Source organism: Aeribacillus sp. FSL K6-8210, from assembly GCF_037963925.1.
Lineage (GTDB): Bacteria > Bacillota > Bacilli > Bacillales > Aeribacillaceae > Aeribacillus > Aeribacillus composti.
In genome coordinates this window covers 2,298,120-2,319,108 of sequence record NZ_CP150172.1, presented here as the reverse complement: position 1 = coordinate 2,319,108, position 20,989 = coordinate 2,298,120, and the positions used below count along the sequence as shown (strand labels likewise).

Here is a 20,989-nt window from a genome sequence, read left to right as displayed (position 1 = left end):
CGATTTAGTAGCCCTTTGTGAGGTGCTAATAGTGGAAAATGTTAAGAATTTTTTAAATTTATTCATTGAATATTTACAAATTGAAAAAAATTATTCACAATATACAATTGTGAATTATCTGCATGACTTGAATGATTTTTTTTCTTTTATGGAAAAAGAAGGGTTAGAAAGGCTGGATGACGTTCAATATTCAGATATACGTATTTTTTTGACGGATTTAAGCAAAAAGTATTCCAAAACATCCATTTCCCGTAAAATTTCAAGCATTAGAACTTTTTATCATTTTCTTTTGCGGGAAAAATATGTAACGGATAATCCTTTTTCTTTAGTGTCACTTCCGAAGCAAAAAAAAGCGATCCCTAGATTTTTATTTGATGAGGAGCTGGAAATGCTGTTTTCCATTTCCGACCTTAATGATCCGCTCGGGCAGCGGAATCAATTGATTTTGGAATTTTTATATGGAACGGGAATCCGTGTAAGCGAATTATGCGAAATTCGCCTTGAAGACCTGGATTTTTCCATTGAGACCATTTTAGTAAATGGAAAAGGAAACAAACAGCGCTATGTGCCTTTCGGAAGCTATGCACGTCAGGCAGCGGAACGATATATCCATGATGGCAGAAGCAAGCTGATGAAAAATCAGTCCGGACAGGATCATCGCTTTTTGTTTGTAAACCATCGGGGAAAGCCTTTAACAGCAAGGGGAGTTCGGTATATATTAAAACAGCTGATAGATGCTTCAGCAAAAAATCTGCATCTTCATCCGCATATGTTTAGGCATACTTTTGCGACTCACCTCTTAAATGCTGGAGCTGACTTAAGAAGTGTTCAAGAACTTTTGGGCCATGTTCATTTATCATCAACGCAAATTTATACCCATGTGTCAAAAGACCATTTGAAAAATGTTTATATGGCCTACCATCCACGAGCAAAAGATTCTTAAAGGGAGGCTTGCAATTGTCAACATTTCATGCGACAACGATTTTTGCCATTCGCCATAAAGGACAATGCGCGATGGCAGGTGATGGACAAGTAACACTTGGCAATCAAGTTGTGATGAAGCATACAGCACGAAAGGTCCGAAAAATTTATAATGGAAAAGTGCTTGCTGGATTTGCGGGATCTGTTGCTGATGCGTTTACGCTGTTTGAAAAGTTTGAAGGCAACCTGGAAGAGTATAACGGCAATTTGGCAAGAGCAGCTGTGGAAATGGCAAAAGAGTGGCGAAGCGACAAAGTATTAAGACAATTAGAAGCAATGTTAATTGTGATGGATGCCCAAAAGCTTCTGCTCCTTTCTGGGACGGGTGAAGTAATCGAACCGGATGATGGCATTTTAGCTATCGGCTCAGGGGGAAATTATGCCCTTGCTGCAGGCCGTGCATTGAAACAATATGCCGGTGAACAAATGTCTGCCAAAGAAATCGCTAAATCCGCTCTAGAAATAGCAGCAAATATTTGCGTTTTTACGAACAATAACATTATCGTTGAGGAACTTTAGAAAGGAGGGAGGCGAATGAAAAAAATGCAATTATCTCCGAAACAAATTGTTGAACGATTAGACCAATACATAGTCGGTCAGGAAGAAGCGAAAAAAGCGGTTGCTGTTGCGTTAAGAAATCGATACCGGAGAAGCTTATTGGATGAAAAAATTCGCGATGAAGTAGTTCCGAAAAACATTTTAATGATTGGTCCGACTGGGGTTGGAAAAACTGAAATTGCTAGGAGAATTGCAAAGCTCGTCGGCGCGCCCTTTGTAAAGGTGGAGGCAACAAAATTTACAGAAGTAGGGTATGTCGGGCGAGATGTGGAATCGATGGTTCGCGATTTAGTGGAAACTTCCGTCCGGCTTGTGAAGGAAGAAAAAATGCAGGAAGTAAGAGCTCAAGCGGAAGAAAACGCCAATCGCAGGCTGGTCGAGCTCCTCGTCCCGAGTAAGAAAAAACAGGCTGCTTACAAAAATCCTTTAGAAATGCTTTTCGGAGGAAATCAACAAACAAATTCGTTCGAAACTCAGGGAGAAAATGAACAGGATCTAAAGGAGAAGCGGAGAGAAATCGCGCGCAAATTAGCAGCAGGCGAACTGGAAGATCATTTTGTTACGGTTGAAATTGAGGAACAGCAGCCCTCTATGTTCGATCTCCTGCAAGGGACAGGGATGGAGCAGATGGGCTTTAATATGCAGGATGCTTTGAACAGTCTTCTTCCAAAAAGGAAGAAAAAAAGAAAGCTTACTGTGAAAAACGCCCGAAAGGTTTTGACGAATGAAGAAGCAGCAAAACTGATTGATATGGACGAAGTGACACAGCTTGCCATTGAACGCGCGGAACAATCAGGCATCATTTTTATCGATGAAATCGACAAAATCGCCAAAAACGGCCACAACAGTTCTGGTGCTGATGTTTCCCGCGAAGGTGTGCAAAGAGATATACTTCCAATCGTGGAAGGATCTGCAGTTGTAACAAAATATGGCACCGTAAAAACCGATCATATACTCTTTATTGCAGCTGGCGCTTTTCACATCGCGAAGCCATCGGATTTAATCCCTGAATTGCAAGGACGTTTTCCGATTCGCGTGGAATTGAAAAAGCTGACGGCAGATGATTTTGTCCGAATTTTAATTGAACCGGATAATGCTTTATTAAAACAATATGAAGCATTATTGGAGACGGAAGGTATAAAATTAGAATTTTCTGACAAAGCTATTCGTAAAATTGCTGAAATTGCTTACCAAGTGAACCAAGATACAGATAATATTGGAGCAAGAAGGCTTCATACCATTTTAGAAAAACTGCTGGAAGACTTGTTGTTTGAAGCGCCGGAGATAAATTTAGAAAAGGTTGTGATTACACCGAACTATGTGGAAGAAAAATTAAATAAAATTGTTCAAAACAAAGATTTAAGTCAATTTATTTTATAAAAAGATGAAATTTTTTAGGAGGATTTGAGATCATGGAGTTATTAGAAAAAACAAGAAAAATTAATGCGATGCTGCAAAAGGTGGCAGGAAAACCTGTTAATTTTAAAGAAATGGCGGAAACATTAAGTGAAGTCATTGAAGCAAATATTTTTGTGCTCAGCCGCCGAGGAAAAGTATTAGGCTTCGGCTTGAACAAGCAAATAGATAATGACCGCATGAAAAAAATGCTGGAGGAAAGAAAATTTCCTGAAGAGTATACGAAAAGTTTATTTAATATTACCGAAACGTCACCAAATTTAGATGTATATAGCGAATATACTGCATTTCCCGTTGAGAACCGCGAGCTCTTTAAAAACGGATATACGACCATTGTTCCGATCATCGGAGGCGGAGACCGCTTAGGAACCCTTATATTATCTAGACTGGGAACCCAATTTAATGATGATGACCTAATATTGGCTGAATACGGGGCAACTGTTGTTGGAATGGAGATTTTAAGAGAAAAAGCTGAGGAAATTGAAGAGGAAGCGAGAAGCAAAGCGGTTGTCCAAATGGCAATCAGCTCTTTATCATACAGCGAACTCGAAGCAATCGAACACATTTTTGAAGAATTAAGCGGCACAGAGGGATTGCTAGTTGCAAGCAAAATTGCTGACCGCGTCGGCATTACCAGATCTGTGATCGTCAATGCGCTTCGCAAGTTAGAAAGCGCTGGTGTCATTGAATCTCGTTCTCTTGGTATGAAAGGCACATATATTAAAGTGTTAAACAACAAATTTTTAGTTGAACTAGAAAAATTAAAAAACCATTAAAAGAAAGCTGCTCTAAAGGTTTGTTTATCAAACCTTTTGAAGCAGCTTTTTATAAATGTTTTCTACAAATTTCTTCTTGAAAATCGGCTGATTTGTCCAATTTCAATAAGTTCTAACCTCCTACTCATCCCTCTGAAAAAGCTGCAGAATCAAATTCCAATGTTAAAAAAGTGATAGTTATTTAGAACTAGAAAAAAAATAATCGCAATGTACGACGATTTTTTACAAATTATACATAGACTTTAAGCTGTTTCTTTTTTAAAATAATATTTATAAATTAGCAAAATTCGACATTTTTACTTCTTATTTCTTTTGCAATACAAGATCATCATACTTTTGGAGGGAGCAATGAAAATATTTTCTAATTCAATAGCCAATTTGGAGCAGGCAATTCGAATTTCTTCCTTAAACGGAAAAGTTATAGCCAATAATATTGCAAATGTGGACACTCCAGGGTATAAAGCGAAAACAGTTAATTTTAAAAACGTTTTGGATCAACAAATAAAACTGGATGCATATCGGACCAATCCGCGTCATCTTCCTTTTGTGGGCAGCGAAAGCACATCGATTGTGGAAACGAGGACAAACAGTGCTTATCAGCATAATGGGAATAATGTCGACATTGATCAAGAAATGGCAAAGCTTGCGGAAAATCAAATTTTCTACAATGCATTGATTGACAGATTGAATGGCAAATTTAATTCATTAAAAACAGTAATAAAAGGTGGTCGTACATAATGGGGATTTTTCAGTCTTTAAACATTTCCGCATCAGCTTTAACAGCTCAGCGACTGAGAATGGATGTCATTTCATCGAATATGGCAAACATGGAGACGACTAGAGCTGAATATGTGGACGGGCAATGGCAGCCTTACCGCCGGAAAATGGTTGTAACAGCAGAGGATACAAAACCTTTCTCAGCTTTTCTGAATCAAGAGCTGAACGGCGTTGGAAACGGCGTGAGAGTTCAAGCCATTGTTGAGGACGAGACGCCTTTTAAAATCGTTTATGATCCCGACCATCCTGATGCAGACGAAAATGGATATGTTTCTTTGCCAAATGTAGATCCTTTAAAAGAAATGGTCGACTTGATCAGCAGCACGCGCTCATATGAAGCAAATGTTACAAGCTTTAATGCATCGAAAAACATGCTGCTGAAAGCATTGGAAATAGGGAAATAGAATAGGAGTGATGTAAATGATTGAGCAAATTTCTTTTCCGACTCAATCGATTCAGCTTGAAAACCGAGCACAAAGTGCGGAAAATTCTGGGAAATCATCCTTTTCAGATATGTTGAAAAAATCGCTGGAAGCTGTCAATGAAGCTCAATTAAATTCCGATCGGCTGACAAATGCTCTTGCAGCAGGACAAAATGTAGAGCTTCATGATGTCATGATCGCAGCACAAAAAGCGAGCATTTTACTTGAAGCAACTGTTGAATTCAGGAATAAAGTCATTGAAGCTTATCAAGAAGTGATGAGAATGCAAATATAATTAGTCTATTTAGAAATGGAATGTCATTATCGGGGGATCAGAAAGAATGAATCAAAAACTACTGCAAATAAAGGATACAATTTTGTCATTTTGGAGGCAAAGGACAAAATGGCAAAAAGCCCTCATCATCGGAGGCGCATCGCTCATCATCATTGCCATTATCGTTTCGTCAATAGTTTTGTCAAAACCGAAAATGATACCGCTATATACGAATTTATCATTGGAAGAAGCTGGCCGAATCAAAGAAACCCTCGATAACAAAGGGATTCAATCGGAAATAGCCGATAACGGAACAACTATTAAAGTGCCAGAAAGCGAAGCAAATGCACTGAAAGTGGAACTTGCTGCTGAAGGTATTCCTGAAAGCGGAAATATCGATTATTCGTATTTTGGACAAAATATCGGTTTTGGCATGACAGATAATGAATTTGATGTATTAAAATTAAAAGCTACACAAACAGAACTGGCCAATTTAATTAAAGAAATCGAAGGCGTAAAAAACGCTAAAGTGATGGTCAATTTACCTAAAGAAACGGTATTCGTCGGCGAGGACGCAGGAGAAGCATCAGCTTCCATTGTTTTAAATTTGGAGCCGGGTTACAAGCTTGATCAATCGCAAGTGAACGCACTCTATCACCTTGTTTCCAAGAGCGTGCCGAATTTACCGGTTGAAAACATTGTTATAATGGACCAAAATTTTGATTATTATGATTTGAAACAAGAGGATACACCTGGCACTAATTTTGCTTCCCAGCTTGAAATCAAATCGGAAATTGAAAAAAATATTCAACGGCAAGTTCAAAGAATGCTGGGTACGATGATGGGCCAAGACAAAGTGGTTGTCAACGTATCAGCTGATATTGATTTTACCCAGGAAAAGCGGGAAGAAAACTTAGTGGAGCCAGTTGATGAAGAGAACAATGAAGGAATTGCCATCAGTGCAGAACGGATTACGGAAACATACACAGGTACTGGGGCGCAAGCTGCCGGCGTTGCTGGAACAGGTCAAACAGATGTCCCGAATACATATCAACAGGCTGCCGGTGCAAACGGAGAAGGAGAATATGAAAAAATTGAAGACCGAATCAATTATGAGGTAAACCGGATCAAACGGGAAATTGTTGAAAGTCCATATAAAATTAGAGATCTGGGCATTCAAGTCATGGTTGAGCCCCCGAATCCGGAAAATCCAAATTCGTTGCCGCAGCAGAGTGTAGATGATATTGAACAAATTTTATCAACAATTGTTCGGACAAGCATCTATGAAGATCCGGAGGCCGAGCCGTTAACGGATCAAGACATTGAAGATAAAATCGTAGTTTCTGTTCAGCCGTTTTCAGGCAAAATAAATGCGGATGATTTAAAGGAGCCATCATCATTCCCAATTTGGGGCTATGTGTTAATTGGAGCAGGCATTCTGCTTCTTGGATTGTTATTCCTATGGTGGTGGAAAAGACGGAGAGACGAAGAAGATGAATATGAAGATGATGAATTTGACGAAATAGAAGAAGTGGTACCGCAGCCTGTGCAAGAAGAAGAATCTGTCGAGCAAACGAAAGCAAATGAGCAGCGTAGGAAGCTTGAGGAGCTTGCCAAAGAGAAGCCTGACGAATTCGCTAAACTATTGCGCACTTGGCTCTATGAAGACTAGGGGGAAATGACATATGAAAAAGTTAAACGGTAGGCAAAAGGCTGCTATTTTATTGATCTCCTTAGGTCCGGAAGCTTCTGCTTCCGTTTATAAACACCTCACGGAAGAAGAAATTGAAAAGCTTACATTAGAAATATCGAGTGTACGGAAAGTGGATTCGCAAAAAAAAGAAGAAGTGATCGAAGAGTTTCATCAAATCGCCCTTGCGCAAGATTATATTGCCCAAGGGGGGATCCAATATGCGAAAGAGGTGCTTGAGAAAGCATTAGGAGGGGAAAAGGCAAGTGAAATAATCAGAAGGCTGACATCTTCTCTTCAAGTACGGCCGTTTGATTTTGTTAGAAAAGCAGATCCGGCTCAAATTTTAAACTTTATACAAAACGAGCATCCGCAAACGATCGCTTTAGTTTTGTCCTATCTGGATGCCAAGCAGTCGGGACAAATTTTATCGAGCTTGCCTCAGGAAGTTCAAGCGGATATTGCAAGAAGAATCGCCATTATGGACCGCACATCCCCTGAAGTAATTAATGAAGTTGAACAAGTTTTAGAGAAGAAACTTTCTTCTACTGTAACGGAAGATTTCACAGAAACGGGTGGAATCGAAACAGTAGTGGAAGTGTTAAACGGTGTCGACCGCTCGACAGAACGAACGATACTGGAAGCACTAGAAGTGCAGGACCCCGAGCTTGCCGAAGAAATCAAAAAGCGGATGTTTGTATTTGAAGATATTGTTACCTTGGATAACCGCGCCATTCAGCGCGTCATTCGCGAAGTGGATAATAATGATCTCATGTTGGCGTTAAAGGTTGCGTCGGATGAAGTGAAAGAAATTGTCTTTAAAAATATGTCAACTAGAATGGCGGAAACATTCAAGGAGGAAATGAATTACATGGGTCCTGTTCGGCTTCGTGATGTAGAAGAAGCGCAATCAAGAATTGTTGAAGTGATAAGAAAATTAGAGGATGCTGGCGAAATTGTGATCGCTCGAGGACAAGGAGATGAAATCATTGTCTAGAGTCATAAAATCCGGCCATGCTTGGTCATTGCACAAGCCGCACAAATTGACGATCAGAACGATCCAAATTCAGGAAGAGTTCGCCGCTTCCGATCAAAAAGAGAACACACAGCGTTCACAGTTCCTTGAGGCAGCCCATTTGGAAGCAGAGAAAATTTTAGAAAAAGCTGAAGAAGAAAAAACGCGATTGCTTAAGGAGATCGAAAAAGAAAGGGAAGCTTGGCAGGAAGAAAAGGCGCGCCTAATAGAAGAAGCAAGAAAAGAAGGGTATCAAGACGGTTTTGAAAAAGGGAAAAAAGATGGACTTCAAGAGTATGAAAATGTGATTGAATCTGCCAGACAGGTAGTCCAGCTTTCCAAAAAAGATTATGAGAAAAAAATAGAAGCTTCCGAGGAAACCATTATTGAAATTGCTGTAAAAGTAGCGGAAAAAATTATTGCAGCCAACCTAAAGCGAGAGCCTGAACTGTTTACTGGATTGGTTCGCGAAGTGATTTGTGAAGTAAAGGAATATCCAGAAGTCAAAATATACGTTCACCCTGACAAATATGAATTTATGCTTGAACAAAAAGAAGAATTAATGGAACTATTTACAACCAAAACAGAGCTCTATATTTTTCCAGATGTAAATTTGCCCGAAAACGGAATTTGTGTGGAATCGCCATTTGGAAAAATTGATGCGAGCATTGATACACAGCTGGAGCAATTAAAAAGCAAGCTGTTAAATCTTGTCAGGGAGGATTGAAGCGATTGAAAGTAGCTCAATTGATCGACCATATAGATCGGCTGGACTCTTATAAGAGATATGGAAAAGTGAAAAAAGTAGTCGGACTCATGATTGAATCACGCGGACCTGAATGCTCCATCGGTGATGTTTGCTATGTACATGTAGGAAAAAATGAAAAAACGCTGGCAGAAGTTGTCGGATTCAAAGAAGAAAATATTCTATTAATGCCATTTACAAAGGTCAACCAAATTGCACCTGGCTGTGTCGTGGAAGCAACAGGCTCGCCCCTGAAAATAAAATCGGGAATCAGCCTGATCGGAAAAGTATTAGATGCATTTGGTCATCCAATGGACGGATCCAATCTTCCAAAAGGTTTAACGACTATTCTGTCTGAGAATGAGCCGCCGAACCCGTTAACCCGGCCGCCGATCACTAAAAAAATTGAAGTGGGTGTGAAAGCAATTGACGGTTTTTTAACGATTGGGAAAGGTCAGCGGGTAGGTATTTTTGCAGGAAGCGGCGTTGGAAAAAGTACTTTGCTCGGAATGATCGCAAGAAGCTCAGGAGCAGATATAAATGTGATTGCCTTAATAGGTGAAAGGGGAAGAGAAGTTCGAGAATTTATTGAGAGAGATTTAGGGGAAGAAGGGCTAAAGCGGACGATTATTGTGGCGGCAACCTCCGATCAGCCGGCTTTAATGAGAATTAAAGCTGCCTATTCTGCAACGGCGATTGCAGAATATTTTCGAGATAAAGGATATAATGTCATGTTTATGATGGATTCAGTCACGAGAGTAGCGATTGCGCAAAGGGAAATTGGACTGGCAGTTGGGGAACCGCCGACGACAAAAGGATACACCCCTTCAGTGTTCGCCATGCTTCCTCGACTTTTAGAAAGAACAGGAAATAATGAAAAGGGTTCGATCACAGCCATTTATACTGTCTTAGTTGATGGCGATGATATGAACGAGCCGATAGCGGATACTGTGAGAGGAATTTTGGACGGGCATATTGTGCTCGATCGCGAGTTGGCGAATAGAGGACATTTTCCTGCAATTAATATTTTAAAAAGCGTCAGCCGCCTTATGAACCATATTGCCGAACCGGCGCATCTCGAAGCTGCGAACAAACTGAAAGCATTGTACTCTACATATACCGAGTCAGAAGATTTAATTAAGATCGGCGCATATAAAAGAGGCTCTTCAAAAGAAATGGATCAAGCAATGGATTATTATCCGAAAATAAACGGATTTCTTCAGCAGCATATGAATGAAAAAATAACATTTGAGGAAAGCGTACAGCAATTAATTTCGCTACTTGAAGAAGGTGACAAGACATGACATACCATTTCCGCTACCAAAAAATATTGGATGTAAAGGAAAATGAGAAACGAAAATCATCAAAAGAATATGAAGATTCCGTTGAAAATTTTAAAAAAGTTGCAACAAAGCTGTATACATTTTTAAAACAAAAAGAGGAGTTCGTAAAGCTTCAAGAAGAAAAATTGAACAAAGGGATGTCCGTTCAAGAAATTAAGCAGTATCAACAGTTTGTTCAAAATTTGGAAAGAACAATTGAGCATTACCAGCAACTTGTCATTTATTCTCGTAATGCAATGAATGAAAAACAGTCGATTTTGATGCAAAAACATATAGAAGTAAAGCAATATGAAAAAATAAAAGAAAAAGATTACAAGAAATTTATGGAGCTAAGGAAACGAGAAGAAGGAAAAATGATGGATGAAATATCAATCATTACATATTCGTTTCATAGAAATTAGGTGGAAATGATGGCGAAAAAAGAAAAGAAACGAGGCGGTTTAAAAACTTTTTTGACCATATTTTTATCACTTTTTAGTCTTGGGCTTGTCGCCGTAATCATCATGTTTTTTCTCGGCATCCTGCCGGCCCAAAATATTCCGATTATTTCGGACTTAGCGCAAGGAGGTCAGAAGCAGGAAAATCTTGAAAGGCTGAACGAGCAGCTGGAAAAAGAGCAAGAAGAGCTCAAGCAAAAGATTGAAGAGCAGGAAAGCACAATCAATCAGCTGCAAGAACAGCTGAAAAGCAAGGATGAAGAAATACAAGAGTTGACACAGCAAATCAACTCATTGGAAAACGCAGCTCAAACCAATCCGCAAAAAAATCAACAACAAGCCGTTGATATTGCGAAAGTATATGGAGAAATGTCAAGTAAAAAAGCAGCTGCCATCATTACAGAGCTTTCTGATGATGAAGCAATGAGCATACTATCATCTTTAAAAAAAGCCGTGCTTGCTAGAATTTTGGAAAAAATGACTCCCCAAGACGCTGCCAAATATACGAAGCTGTTATCCGAGCAAGCAGCAGCTCAATCTGAACAACCAGCAGCCGAATCTGTACCATCAGCAACTGAAGAGGCAGCTGCTCAATAAATAACTTACATGAACATTCTGATCATATTACAGGAGGTGAACAAATGGATGCCATTAAATTGCAGTTTTTCCAATTGAACACGCGAAACATACCATCAACAAACGGAGAAGAAAAAAAGGAAGAGTCAACTTTTCAAACGTTTTTTGATCAGCTTGTGAACATGAAGCCAGCCGATCAGGTGAAAGGAAATGAACCGCAAAAATTAGAAATCGAAACAACTATCTTAGAAGAGTTGAAAAATGCGATCAAAAATTGGCTCTCTCTTGACATTTTGCACGATCAGGAAACAGACGCTCAAGACAAACAGGAGAGAGAAGACAGCAGTTTATCTTCTGTCAGCCAACCTTCTTCTGAAAAGTTGGAATTGACATTTGCGAGCAATATGGAACTGAATGTTGATCATACGGAGCAAAGTCCGGAAAAAACTGTACTTTTTCAGCAAATCACTGCTATTTTAGCTTATTTGCAGCGAAATGAGCCGAACGAGTTTATTCGAATGCTCGAAGTTTTTGAAACCATTACTAGAAAGTATGGCGATCTAGGCAGCACGATGCTTCAAAATATTTTAACAGCTGTTCGGATTGGACGATATGAGAATCACAGTGCTACCATAGCTGACATATTGCCTAATGATCTAGAAACATCAGAGCCGCTTCATTTTATACAACAAATAGACACGAATAAGAAACCATTTGTGCAGCGTGAGGAAATATTGGCAAGAACGCATCCTCTAATGGAGTTTGTTCAACAAGAGAGCCGTGCAGAACAAAAAAGTGTTGGAAATTTCCTAACGAGCCAAACGAAGGATACGTTTGAGTTGACTCTTACTTCATACATAAACAAATTTGGCTCAGAAAATCCGGCTTCGCAAATTGATTCTGAACTGAGTATAGACGTCCAAGAGGAATTTTTTCAAAAGTTAAAAGACGTAATAAAAACAAGTCGATTTGGCCAGCTTCCCAATGGCGCACAAAAATTGACGATACGGCTCACTCCGGAGCATTTAGGGACCATTACCATTCAATTAATAAAAGATGGCGACCAAATGAGCGCCAAAATTAAGACATCGACTCAATCAGCGAAAGAATTGTTAGAGCATAGTATTCAGCAGTTAAAGCATTCGCTGCCGAATATAACATTGCAAATTGACCGCTTTGATATTTTTGACGAAGAGCATTATTTCTTTCAAGAAAAAAGAGGACGTGGCAATTCGCAACAACATACAGGGGAAGATCAAGAAAAGCACCAAAATGAACAGCAGAACGACCAAACTTTTATGGAAAAATTAAAAGAGTATGTAAATGCCATTATATAGGAGGTTCTTATGAGCGGAATTTCCATCGACAGCTATTTGTTATCGACCTATACAGAAAACAAAGCAAGGGAAGCTAAGTCAACTCTTGGAAAAGATGATTTTTTGAAGTTATTGATTACCCAATTGCAATATCAGGATCCGCTAAATCCAATGGAAGATAAAGAGTTTATTGCTCAAATGGCGAATTTCTCAACATTGGAACAAATAACAAACATGAATAAATCGCTTGAAGCCTTTTTAAAATCGGATGCACTCATCAAATATTCGCAGCTCATCGGCAAATCGGTAGAATACTCAAAAGAAGGTGAGCAAAAGCAGAGCATTGTCAAAAGCGTGCGGATGAATGGAGATACAGTCATCATTGCGCTTGCCAACGGCGATGAAGTGGAAAGCTCAAGTATTACGAAAGTATCCGAAGCTGGAGAAAACGATTCATCTGATCAGGAAGGATAATAATATTAACATTTTAAAGAAAGGGAGAGGTTCATATGTTGCGTTCCATGTATTCTGGTATTAGCGGAATGAAAAATTTTCAATTGAAATTGGATGTCATTGGCAACAATATCGCGAATGTCAACACGTACGGCTTCAAAAAAGGACGTGTCACTTTTAAAGAATTAGTCAACCAGCAAATTTCAGGCGCAAGCGCCGCTGTAAATGGACGAGGAGGTATAAATCCTGCACAGGTAGGATTGGGTGCGGCAATCGGAACAATCGACACTGTTCATACATCTGGACCAACTCAATCGACTGGAAGAGTTTTAGATGTGGCCATATCTGGAGACGGATTCTTTCCTGTTGGGACGATCACCGATTTATCAAGAGTGAATATTGATTATGCCGGTCAATACGGGGACAACAAAATTCTTGGATCCATCAATAATGCCGTAAACCTTGCCTATACCCGCGCTGGGAACTTTTACTTGGATGCCAATGGCTATATTGTGACAGGTGAAGGGTATTATTTGATCGGCGAAACAGGCGAAAAAACCCCGCCGACACAGGCTGGGATTGATAAAGCAAACGCTGCGCTGCAGCAAATTACATCTTTTAATACTCCTTATAAAAATATGTATGAATCTTTGAACGATATCGGCAAAAAAGCCAATGCGCTGATGGAAGCCTATGAGGCTTACAACGAATCAGTCGAGTTATGGGAGAAAAATGGGAAAGAAAATCCATCTTCTTGGTATACAGCGATGCAAAATGCTTATAATGCACTCGGGGAAGTATGGGATGAGTTCAATAATTCGGTGACGAATGCGTCCGGATTTAACAATATCAGCGATCAATTTGATACAGCGATCAATCTATTAAATGACTCGATAGATGTGTTCAATGATACACCACCTTATACTGATATTTTAACTACCATTACAAATGCAATTGGACAGCTTGAAGTTGGAAATGATTATCCAAACGATCCGCAAGCTGACGTTGAATTGGAATCAAGCGTTGATACAGCTACTCTAGATCAAATGTCAAAATTGATCGGAACGATTGAAAGCTACAAAGTTTCACTAAACAATATCGAACAAGCTGTTATCAAATATGAAAATCTTGCTGAAAGTTTAAGAGAACCGCAGTGGACGAATTCTTTAAGCGGTGAACCAGGCCTGATTCAAATTCCGCTGTCGGCAAAAACATTCAGTATAGGGGCGGACGGTAAAATCACATTTACAGATAGCAACGGACAGTTGAAAGTGGCAGGCCAAATTCGCATCGCTAATTTCCCGAATCCAGAAGGTTTGGAAAAAGTGGGAAGCAATTTGTTTATCGAGACGCAAAACTCTGGATTCTTGGATAAAAACGGAAACGGATTGGAGCTTAATGAGTTATCTGTTCCTGGAGAAGATGGTGCAGGCTCGCTAATTACAAGCTCGCTAGAAATGTCCAATGTGGACTTGGCGGAAGAATTTACGGAAATGATTGTGGCACAAAGAGGTTTTCAATCAAATACGAAAATCATCACAACTTCTGACGAAATTTTGCAGGAGCTCCTTGGCTTAAAACGTTAATAGGAAGAACGGGGGAGCTTGAAACGTGATCAAATTAACAAAACTGAATGGCGAAGCTTTTTATCTGAATGTGTTGTTAATCGAACGGATTGAATCGTTTCCTGATACGACTATTACGTTAATATCCGGCAAAAAATATATAGTAAAAGATTCACAGACGGAAGTAGTAACAAAAATCAATGAGCTTTATAAACAATTTGGTTTTGGGAAAGCTTTCTATTTCGGGGGACAAGAAAATGAGTAAAAAATTTATAACTGCATTATTAATCGTCATTTCAACCGTTGGAATTGCTGCACTGACTACGTTTGTCGTCATGGAATTTTTTACGAAGGATCCGGTAGAAGCGAAAAACCGCTCCATCGACGAGGTGGTGGAATCGTCATTTGATGTTCCTGAAATTACGACAAACTTAAAAAGTAAAAATATTGTAAGACTTTCTTTCAAAATTGAAGCATCTGACAAAAAAGCGAGAGAAGAATTAGAAAAGAGAGAATTTCAAATAAAAGATATTATTATAACCGAACTGGCAAATATGGAAGCAAAAGATTTGGAAGGGCAAGCTGGAATGGACCGCTTTAAAGATACGATTAAAAAGAAGGTCGATGCGCTTTTACAAGAAGGAGAAGTGAAACAAGTGTACACGACTTCCTTTATCCTTCAATAGACAAAAAAGGGATAAGGAGGTGATGTTCTCATTATGTCAAATGAAATTTTATCGCAAAGTGAAATTGATGCGCTATTATCTGCATTAACGACCGGTGAAATGAATGTTGATGAATTAAAGAAAGAAGAAGAAGCAAAGAAAATAAAAGTTTACGATTTTAAACGTGCTCTTCGTTTTTCAAAAGATCAAATTCGCAGCATTACTCGAGTGCATGAAAATTTCGCAAGGCTTTTAACGACGTATTTTGCTGCGCAATTGCGGACATATGTCCAAATAACCGTCACGTCTGTAGACCAGCTGCCCTATGAAGAGTTTGTCCGTTCCATTCCGAAAATGACAGTTTTAAATGTTTTTGAACTTGGGACACTTGATGGAAGAATTATTATGGAAGTGAACCCAAATATTGCGTACGCAATGATGGATCGGTTAATGGGCGGTTTCGGGGCTTCCATGAATAAGATTGAACAATTAACAGAAATTGAAATGAAAATTATTGCATCCATTTTCGAAAAAACTTTGGAGCATTACCGTGAAGCTTGGAGTACCATTTTGGACATTGAGCCTTGCATGCAGGAATTTGAGGTAAATCCGCAATTTTTGCAAATGGTATCTCCAAATGACACAGTTGTTGTTATTTCCCTTAATACACAAGTGGGAGAAGCGAGCGGAATGATAAACCTTTGTATTCCCCATGTTGTGTTGGAACCAATTATTCCAAAGCTTTCCGTCCATTATTGGATGCAATCGGAAAGGAAAGCCCAAAACTCAGTGGAAACGGAAGTAATCAAAAACCGGATAAAGCTTGCAGAAGTTCCGGTGGTTGCAGAATTAGGGACGTCCGTTGTGACAGTTCAAGAGTTTCTTGAAATGCGAGTGGGGGATATGATCCGTCTTGATCAATCGACCAGCGACCCGTTGGTGATTAAAGTAGGTGACGTCCCTAAATTTTTTGGACAGCCTGGCAAAAAGAACAAGAAACTGGCCGTTCAAATATTAGGCCACATAGAGAGAGGTGACGAAGCTGATGACTGATAACATGTTGTCACAAGAGGAAATCGATTCTCTATTAAAAGGGGGAAATCAAGAATCAACTGAAACTGACAATCTATTGAATGAAATTGAAAAAGATACGATTGGGGAGATAGGAAATATTTCTTTTGGCAGTTCTGCTACAGCTTTATCATCCTTGCTTAATCAAAAAGTAGAAATCACTACTCCGAGCGTGTCGATTATTAATAAGCAAGAACTGGCAAAGGAGTTTCCACATCCATACGTAGCAATAGAAGTAGTTTTTACAGAAGGGCTGTCCGGCAGCAATCTGCTTGTAATTAAACAAAGCGATGCTGCTGTCATTGCTGATTTAATGATTGGCGGGGATGGTTCCAACCCGGACGAATTGGGGGAAATTCAATTAAGTGCTGTCCAGGAAGCGATGAATCAAATGATGGGATCTGCTTCCACATCAATGTCAACCGTTTTAAATAAAAAAATAGATATTTCACCGCCTCGCCTCGAATTATTGAATGTTAAAGAAGGGGAAGGAACCGACGCTATTCCTGATGATGAACTGCTTGTGAAGGTATCCTTCCGATTAACTGTCGGCAATTTAATTGATTCGAATATTATGCAGCTCTTACCCCTTGATTTTGCTAAACAGCTCGTTGTTGAATTAATGAATAAAGCAAGTAAAGAGGCATCAAATAACGTGCAAACAGAACCTGAAGAAGCGCGAGAAAATCAACAGCTGCATATAGAAAAAAGCGAGAAGGAAAAAGCTCAGCCTGTTGAAGTTAAACCTGTTGAATTTGCGACATTTGATGAACAAACGAATCAATCTGTAGACACGCACAATTTGGAGCTGCTGCTCGACATTCCTTTAAATGTAACGGTTGAGCTTGGAAGAACAAAAAGATCCATCAAACAAATTTTGGAATTGTCTAAAGGATCCATTATCGAGCTTGATAAGCTGGCCGGGGAGCCAGTCGACATATTCATAAACAGCAAAAAGGTAGCAAAAGGTGAAGTAGTTGTCATCGACGAAAATTTCGGTGTTCGCGTAACGGATATCATGAGTCAAGCAGATCGGATAATGAATCTAAAATAGTTGATAGGAGTGAGGAGCAAAATGTCAAAAAGGATTTTAGTCGTTGATGATGCAGCATTTATGAGAATGATGATCAAAGATATATTGACAAAAAATGGATATGAAGTAGTAGGAGAGGCTGCAGATGGTGCGCAGGCAGTCGAAAAATTTAAAGAATTGCAGCCTGATTTAGTCACGATGGATATTACAATGCCTGAAATGGATGGCATCACTGCTTTAAAGGAAATACGCAAAATTAATCCAAATGCAAAAGTTGTCATGTGTTCAGCGATGGGACAGCAGGCAATGGTAATCGATGCTATTCAAGCTGGTGCCAAAGATTTTATTGTGAAACCTTTTCAGGCCGATCGTGTACTGGAAGCTATTCAAAAGACATTGGGATAAGGAGCATTTGCATTGAAACGATGTATTACATATTTGTGCTGTTTATGGCTGTTGTTTTTTTATGTTCCAACAAACGCCGATTTTGTGCATGCAGCCGCGAAAAATCCCACCGTTGAGGAATATTTAAAACAGCAGACATCCGATCAACAGGATGAAAAAAAAGAAGAGAAAGCGACGAACGAATTGGTTGAAGATGGTGGCAACAGCACCTCCTTATCAGTATTCGATGTTTTGAAAATGATTTTTACACTTATTCTTGTTTTAGGTCTCTTAATCTTTTTATTAAAATTTTTAAACAAAAAAATGAAGCTTCCGCAAGAAACTAAATACTTACAAAATCTCGGCGGCATTTCCTTAGGACAAAACAAGTCCATCCAGCTGGTGAAGGTGGGGAATCGCATTCTAATCGTTGGCGTCGGGGATACGATTGAACTATTACAAGAAATTAATGATGAAGAGGAATATAAGAAAATTATCGACATGCAGAAAGAGCCCGGCAACAATGCTTTTGAACAAAATATGATGCGCTTCATTCTAAATAATCATAAACAAAAGGGTAGCGAGAAGACCTCCTTCAAAAAAGAGCTGGAATCACTATTAAAAGAAAGACGTGAACAGATGCAGCGTCTTCGGCAGAAAGGATCAAAAAAATGAGTGAGTTTTTTAGCTATTTTAATCAAAATGATCCGGAAAATGTTGCGACGACTGTGAAGCTTTTGCTTCTGCTCACCGTTTTGTCAATTGCACCAGGGATATTGATTTTAATGACTTGCTTTACGCGCATCGTCATCGTGTTATCGTTTGTGCGAACTTCGCTTGCTACCCAGCAAATGCCGCCCAACCAAGTGCTCATCGGCCTTGCACTTTTTTTAACCTTTTTTATAATGGGACCGACTTTTCAAGAAATACATGAAAAAGCTTTGAATCCTTTGTTCAACAATGAAATAACCATTGAGGAAGCGTATGAACAGGCGGAAAAGCCGATAAAGGAATTTATGAGCAAACATACGAGACAAAAAGATTTAGCTTTGTTTTTAAATTACGCCAATATTGAAAATCCTGAGACGATTGACGATATTCCGCTCGTGGCTTTAGTGCCTGCATTTGCCATCAGCGAATTAAAAACAGCGTTTCAAATAGGTTTTATGATCTTTATTCCTTTTTTAATCATTGACATGGTTGTATCAAGTGTCCTCATGTCAATGGGAATGATGATGCTTCCTCCTGTCATGATATCATTGCCTTTTAAAATATTGCTGTTTGTGCTCGTGGACGGCTGGTACTTAGTTGTCAAATCATTGCTGCAAAGTTTTTAAAATAAGTAGGTGAGCCAATGAGTACCGAAATGATCCTTTCCATAGCAGAAAAAGCGGTTTATACAACTTTAATGATCAGTGGGCCACTTCTTTTAATATCGCTTGTTGTCGGCTTAATTGTCAGCATCTTTCAAGCAACGACACAAATACAGGAACAGACATTGGCGTTCATACCAAAAATTGTGGCTGTTTTGGTCGGATTGATTATTTTTGGCCCATGGATGCTATCTGTCATTTTGTCGTATACACATAATATTTTCAGCAATCTCAATCAATTTGTTGGATGAGTTGAATGATGATGCTGGAGTATTATCCGCTTTTTTTGCTTGTGTTTACAAGAATAACAGCTTTTATTGCAACGCTTCCATTATTTTCATATCGGAATATTCCGATGCGGTTTAAAATTGGCATGTCTTTTTTCCTTTCCCTTATCATCGTCATGACGATCGATGAGGGAAAGGTTGACTTAGATGCGAATTTCTACCCGCTGATAATAAAAGAAGTTTTAATCGGACTATTCATTGGTCTGATCGCATATATCATCATGTCAGCTGTCCACATTGCAGGAAGCTTAATCGATTTTCAAATGGGGTTTATCATCGCGAATATTATTGATCCGCAGACAGGAGTTCAAACGCCGTTAATTGGACAATTTCTTTATTCTTTTGCCCTATTGCTCATGCTGAGCCTAAACGGGCACCATATGCTGATTAACGGGATTGTATACAGTTTTCAAGTAATCCCTCCGGATCAATATTTTATTCCGATTTCTGATGGAGCTGTTGCCGAACAAGTTTTGAAGGCGTTCAGCAAAATGTTTCTCGTAGCATTTCAAATGGCGCTTCCGATAGTCGCTTCGCTCTTTTTAGTTGACCTTGCTCTAGGGATTGTTGCCCGGACAGTTCCGCAAATGAATGTATTTGTCATTGGGTTTGCCATTAAAATTGGCGTCAGCTTTCTGATGATGGTGCTCGTTTTAGGCATTATATTTATGCTGATTCAGGGGCTTTTCCAATACATGTTCGATGTGATGAGAACCTTAATGAATTTATTAGGTGATGGCGCATGAATTATTTACCGTTAGATTTGCAATATTTTGCCGGAGAAAAAACGGAAAAAGCGACTCCGAGAAAGCGGCAGGATGTCAGGAAAAAAGGGCAGGTTGCCAAGAGTCCCGATTTGAACACAGCCATCACCATGTTTTTAGTTTTTCTGTCATTGCTGTTTTTCGGGAAAACGGTGATTGATAATATTTTAAACATGTTCCATTCTACTTTTGAAGATTATTTGTTGACGGATATCACAGAAGAAAATGTGCATTCAATCTTTAATAAATATGTATTGGAAGGCGCTCAAATTACCGCTCCATTCATGATAGCAGCCTTCGTTGCTGGGGTTTTCAGTAATTATATTCAAGTTGGATTTCTTTTTACAACTGAACCGTTGAAAATGAAATTAAATAAACTGAATCCGATTGAAGGATTTAAACGCATATATTCCATTCGGGCAATTGTCGAGCTTTTGAAATCGATCTTAAAAGTTTTCTTTATCGGCGGGGTAACCTTTGCGTATATTTATTTCAATTGGCAGGAGATTTTGCGACTTCCGCAAATGCCGCTTGAACGAGCTTTTGCTTCAATTTCAAAGCTGGCGGTGCAGATAGGACTATATGCTTCAGGTGCGCTTTTGTTCATCGCATTGCTAGATTACTTGTATCAAAGATGGGATTTCGAAAAAAACATTCGCATGTCTAAGCAGGAAGTAAAAGATGAGTACAAAAAAATGGAAGGCGACCCGTTAATTAGATCGAGAATTAAACAGAAACAAAGGGAAATGGCGATGAGAAGGATGATGCAGGAAATTCCGAAAGCTGATGTCGTCATTACGAACCCTACTCATTATGCAGTTGCCTTAAAGTATGATGAAAAGGAACACGATGCACCTGTCGTAGTTGCAAAAGGAACAGATTTTGTCGCGCAAAAGATCAAGCAAATTGCCAAAGCCCATGAAATCATAACAGTCGAAAACAGGCAGCTCGCTCGTTCCTTGTATGACCAAGTGGAAATTGGCGAGATGATTCCTGAACAATTTTTTAAGGCTGTGGCTGAAATTTTAGCTTATGTTTATCGTCAAAAACAAAAAGTGTAACAATTTT

The 20,989-nt window shown here is 39.2% G+C and carries 26 protein-coding genes; all 26 read left to right on the top strand.

Annotation, left to right across the window (positions count from 1 at the left end; genetic code table 11):
• The first annotated feature begins 31 nt into the window (after positions 1-31).
• The 26 genes from xerC (at position 32) to flhB (ending at position 20,982) form a co-directional block, all read left to right on the top strand.
• The gene (gene xerC, locus NSQ41_RS11070; RefSeq protein WP_339196564.1) at positions 32-943 is read left to right on the top strand and encodes a tyrosine recombinase XerC; all 912 of its coding nucleotides are present in this window, start codon (positions 32-34) and stop codon (positions 941-943) included.
• A gap of 14 nt (positions 944-957) precedes the next feature.
• Positions 958-1,500, top strand: coding sequence for an ATP-dependent protease subunit HslV (gene hslV / locus NSQ41_RS11065; protein WP_339209927.1), 543 nt, complete (start codon positions 958-960; stop codon positions 1,498-1,500).
• Between the two features lie 15 nt (positions 1,501-1,515).
• Positions 1,516-2,919 carry an HslU--HslV peptidase ATPase subunit gene (gene hslU, locus NSQ41_RS11060; protein WP_339209925.1) on the top strand — a complete coding sequence of 468 codons (1,404 nt, stop codon included), beginning with the start codon at positions 1,516-1,518 and terminating at the stop codon, positions 2,917-2,919.
• A gap of 32 nt (positions 2,920-2,951) precedes the next feature.
• The gene (gene codY, locus NSQ41_RS11055; protein ID WP_339196556.1) at positions 2,952-3,731 is read left to right on the top strand and encodes a GTP-sensing pleiotropic transcriptional regulator CodY; all 780 of its coding nucleotides are present in this window, start codon (positions 2,952-2,954) and stop codon (positions 3,729-3,731) included.
• A 348-nt stretch (positions 3,732-4,079) separates the two neighbouring features.
• Entirely contained in the window at positions 4,080-4,469 is a 390-nt protein-coding gene (flgB, locus tag NSQ41_RS11050) for a flagellar basal body rod protein FlgB (RefSeq protein WP_063386658.1), read from the top strand.
• Positions 4,469-4,912 (top strand): flagellar basal body rod protein FlgC, encoded by a 444-nt coding sequence (gene flgC / locus NSQ41_RS11045; protein ID WP_066246514.1) that lies wholly within the window; start codon positions 4,469-4,471, stop codon positions 4,910-4,912. Before flgB ends, flgC begins: the two co-directional genes overlap by 1 nt.
• Before the next feature lie 16 nt (positions 4,913-4,928).
• A complete protein-coding gene (gene fliE / locus NSQ41_RS11040; RefSeq protein WP_066246512.1) occupies positions 4,929-5,225 on the top strand; it encodes a flagellar hook-basal body complex protein FliE in 297 nt (98 codons plus the stop codon).
• A gap of 46 nt (positions 5,226-5,271) precedes the next feature.
• A complete protein-coding gene (gene fliF, locus NSQ41_RS11035; RefSeq protein WP_339209922.1) occupies positions 5,272-6,876 on the top strand; it encodes a flagellar basal-body MS-ring/collar protein FliF in 1,605 nt (534 codons plus the stop codon).
• Between the two features lie 13 nt (positions 6,877-6,889).
• Entirely contained in the window at positions 6,890-7,891 is a 1,002-nt protein-coding gene (gene fliG / locus NSQ41_RS11030) for a flagellar motor switch protein FliG (protein ID WP_339209920.1), read from the top strand.
• Positions 7,884-8,636 carry a flagellar assembly protein FliH gene (gene fliH / locus NSQ41_RS11025; protein ID WP_311066232.1) on the top strand — a complete coding sequence of 251 codons (753 nt, stop codon included), beginning with the start codon at positions 7,884-7,886 and terminating at the stop codon, positions 8,634-8,636. The genes fliG and fliH overlap by 8 nt, the downstream gene beginning before the upstream one ends.
• 5 nt (positions 8,637-8,641) lie before the next feature.
• Entirely contained in the window at positions 8,642-9,958 is a 1,317-nt protein-coding gene (fliI, locus tag NSQ41_RS11020) for a flagellar protein export ATPase FliI (protein WP_339209918.1), read from the top strand.
• Positions 9,955-10,398 (top strand): flagellar export protein FliJ, encoded by a 444-nt coding sequence (fliJ, locus tag NSQ41_RS11015; protein ID WP_339209916.1) that lies wholly within the window; start codon positions 9,955-9,957, stop codon positions 10,396-10,398. The genes fliI and fliJ overlap by 4 nt, the downstream gene beginning before the upstream one ends.
• A gap of 9 nt (positions 10,399-10,407) precedes the next feature.
• Complete coding sequence (locus tag NSQ41_RS11010; protein ID WP_339209914.1) at positions 10,408-11,031, top strand: hypothetical protein; 624 nt, start codon at positions 10,408-10,410, stop codon at positions 11,029-11,031.
• Positions 11,032-11,075: 44 nt separating this feature from the next.
• On the top strand, positions 11,076-12,347 hold the full coding sequence (locus NSQ41_RS11005; protein WP_339209912.1) for a flagellar hook-length control protein FliK: 1,272 nt from the start codon (positions 11,076-11,078) through the stop codon (positions 12,345-12,347).
• A 9-nt stretch (positions 12,348-12,356) separates the two neighbouring features.
• Positions 12,357-12,800: a flagellar hook assembly protein FlgD gene (gene flgD / locus NSQ41_RS11000; RefSeq protein WP_063386668.1), complete on the top strand. Its 444-nt coding sequence runs from the start codon at positions 12,357-12,359 to the stop codon at positions 12,798-12,800.
• A 35-nt stretch (positions 12,801-12,835) separates the two neighbouring features.
• On the top strand, positions 12,836-14,365 hold the full coding sequence (locus tag NSQ41_RS10995) for a flagellar hook-basal body complex protein (protein ID WP_339209909.1): 1,530 nt from the start codon (positions 12,836-12,838) through the stop codon (positions 14,363-14,365).
• Positions 14,366-14,390: 25 nt separating this feature from the next.
• Positions 14,391-14,609: a flagellar FlbD family protein gene (locus tag NSQ41_RS10990; protein ID WP_063386670.1), complete on the top strand. Its 219-nt coding sequence runs from the start codon at positions 14,391-14,393 to the stop codon at positions 14,607-14,609.
• Positions 14,602-15,030, top strand: coding sequence for a flagellar basal body-associated protein FliL (fliL, locus tag NSQ41_RS10985; RefSeq protein WP_066246495.1), 429 nt, complete (start codon positions 14,602-14,604; stop codon positions 15,028-15,030). Before NSQ41_RS10990 ends, fliL begins: the two co-directional genes overlap by 8 nt.
• A 33-nt stretch (positions 15,031-15,063) precedes the next feature.
• A complete protein-coding gene (gene fliM / locus NSQ41_RS10980) occupies positions 15,064-16,062 on the top strand; it encodes a flagellar motor switch protein FliM (RefSeq protein WP_063386672.1) in 999 nt (332 codons plus the stop codon).
• Positions 16,055-17,134 carry a flagellar motor switch phosphatase FliY gene (fliY, locus tag NSQ41_RS10975; RefSeq protein ID WP_327856298.1) on the top strand — a complete coding sequence of 360 codons (1,080 nt, stop codon included), beginning with the start codon at positions 16,055-16,057 and terminating at the stop codon, positions 17,132-17,134. Before fliM ends, fliY begins: the two co-directional genes overlap by 8 nt.
• A 21-nt stretch (positions 17,135-17,155) precedes the next feature.
• Positions 17,156-17,518, top strand: coding sequence for a response regulator (locus NSQ41_RS10970; protein ID WP_063386674.1), 363 nt, complete (start codon positions 17,156-17,158; stop codon positions 17,516-17,518).
• A gap of 12 nt (positions 17,519-17,530) precedes the next feature.
• A complete protein-coding gene (locus NSQ41_RS10965) occupies positions 17,531-18,172 on the top strand; it encodes a flagellar biosynthetic protein FliO (RefSeq protein ID WP_327856299.1) in 642 nt (213 codons plus the stop codon).
• Positions 18,169-18,834, top strand: a complete 666-nt coding sequence (gene fliP / locus NSQ41_RS10960; RefSeq protein ID WP_063386676.1) for a flagellar type III secretion system pore protein FliP — start codon at positions 18,169-18,171, stop codon at positions 18,832-18,834. Before NSQ41_RS10965 ends, fliP begins: the two co-directional genes overlap by 4 nt.
• Positions 18,835-18,851: 17 nt before the next feature.
• Positions 18,852-19,121: a flagellar biosynthesis protein FliQ gene (gene fliQ / locus NSQ41_RS10955; RefSeq protein ID WP_063386677.1), complete on the top strand. Its 270-nt coding sequence runs from the start codon at positions 18,852-18,854 to the stop codon at positions 19,119-19,121.
• 5 nt (positions 19,122-19,126) lie between these two features.
• The gene (fliR, locus tag NSQ41_RS10950) at positions 19,127-19,903 is read left to right on the top strand and encodes a flagellar biosynthetic protein FliR (protein WP_066246491.1); all 777 of its coding nucleotides are present in this window, start codon (positions 19,127-19,129) and stop codon (positions 19,901-19,903) included.
• The gene (gene flhB, locus NSQ41_RS10945; RefSeq protein ID WP_063386679.1) at positions 19,900-20,982 is read left to right on the top strand and encodes a flagellar biosynthesis protein FlhB; all 1,083 of its coding nucleotides are present in this window, start codon (positions 19,900-19,902) and stop codon (positions 20,980-20,982) included. The genes fliR and flhB overlap by 4 nt, the downstream gene beginning before the upstream one ends.
• The last annotated feature ends 7 nt before the right edge of the window (positions 20,983-20,989 follow it).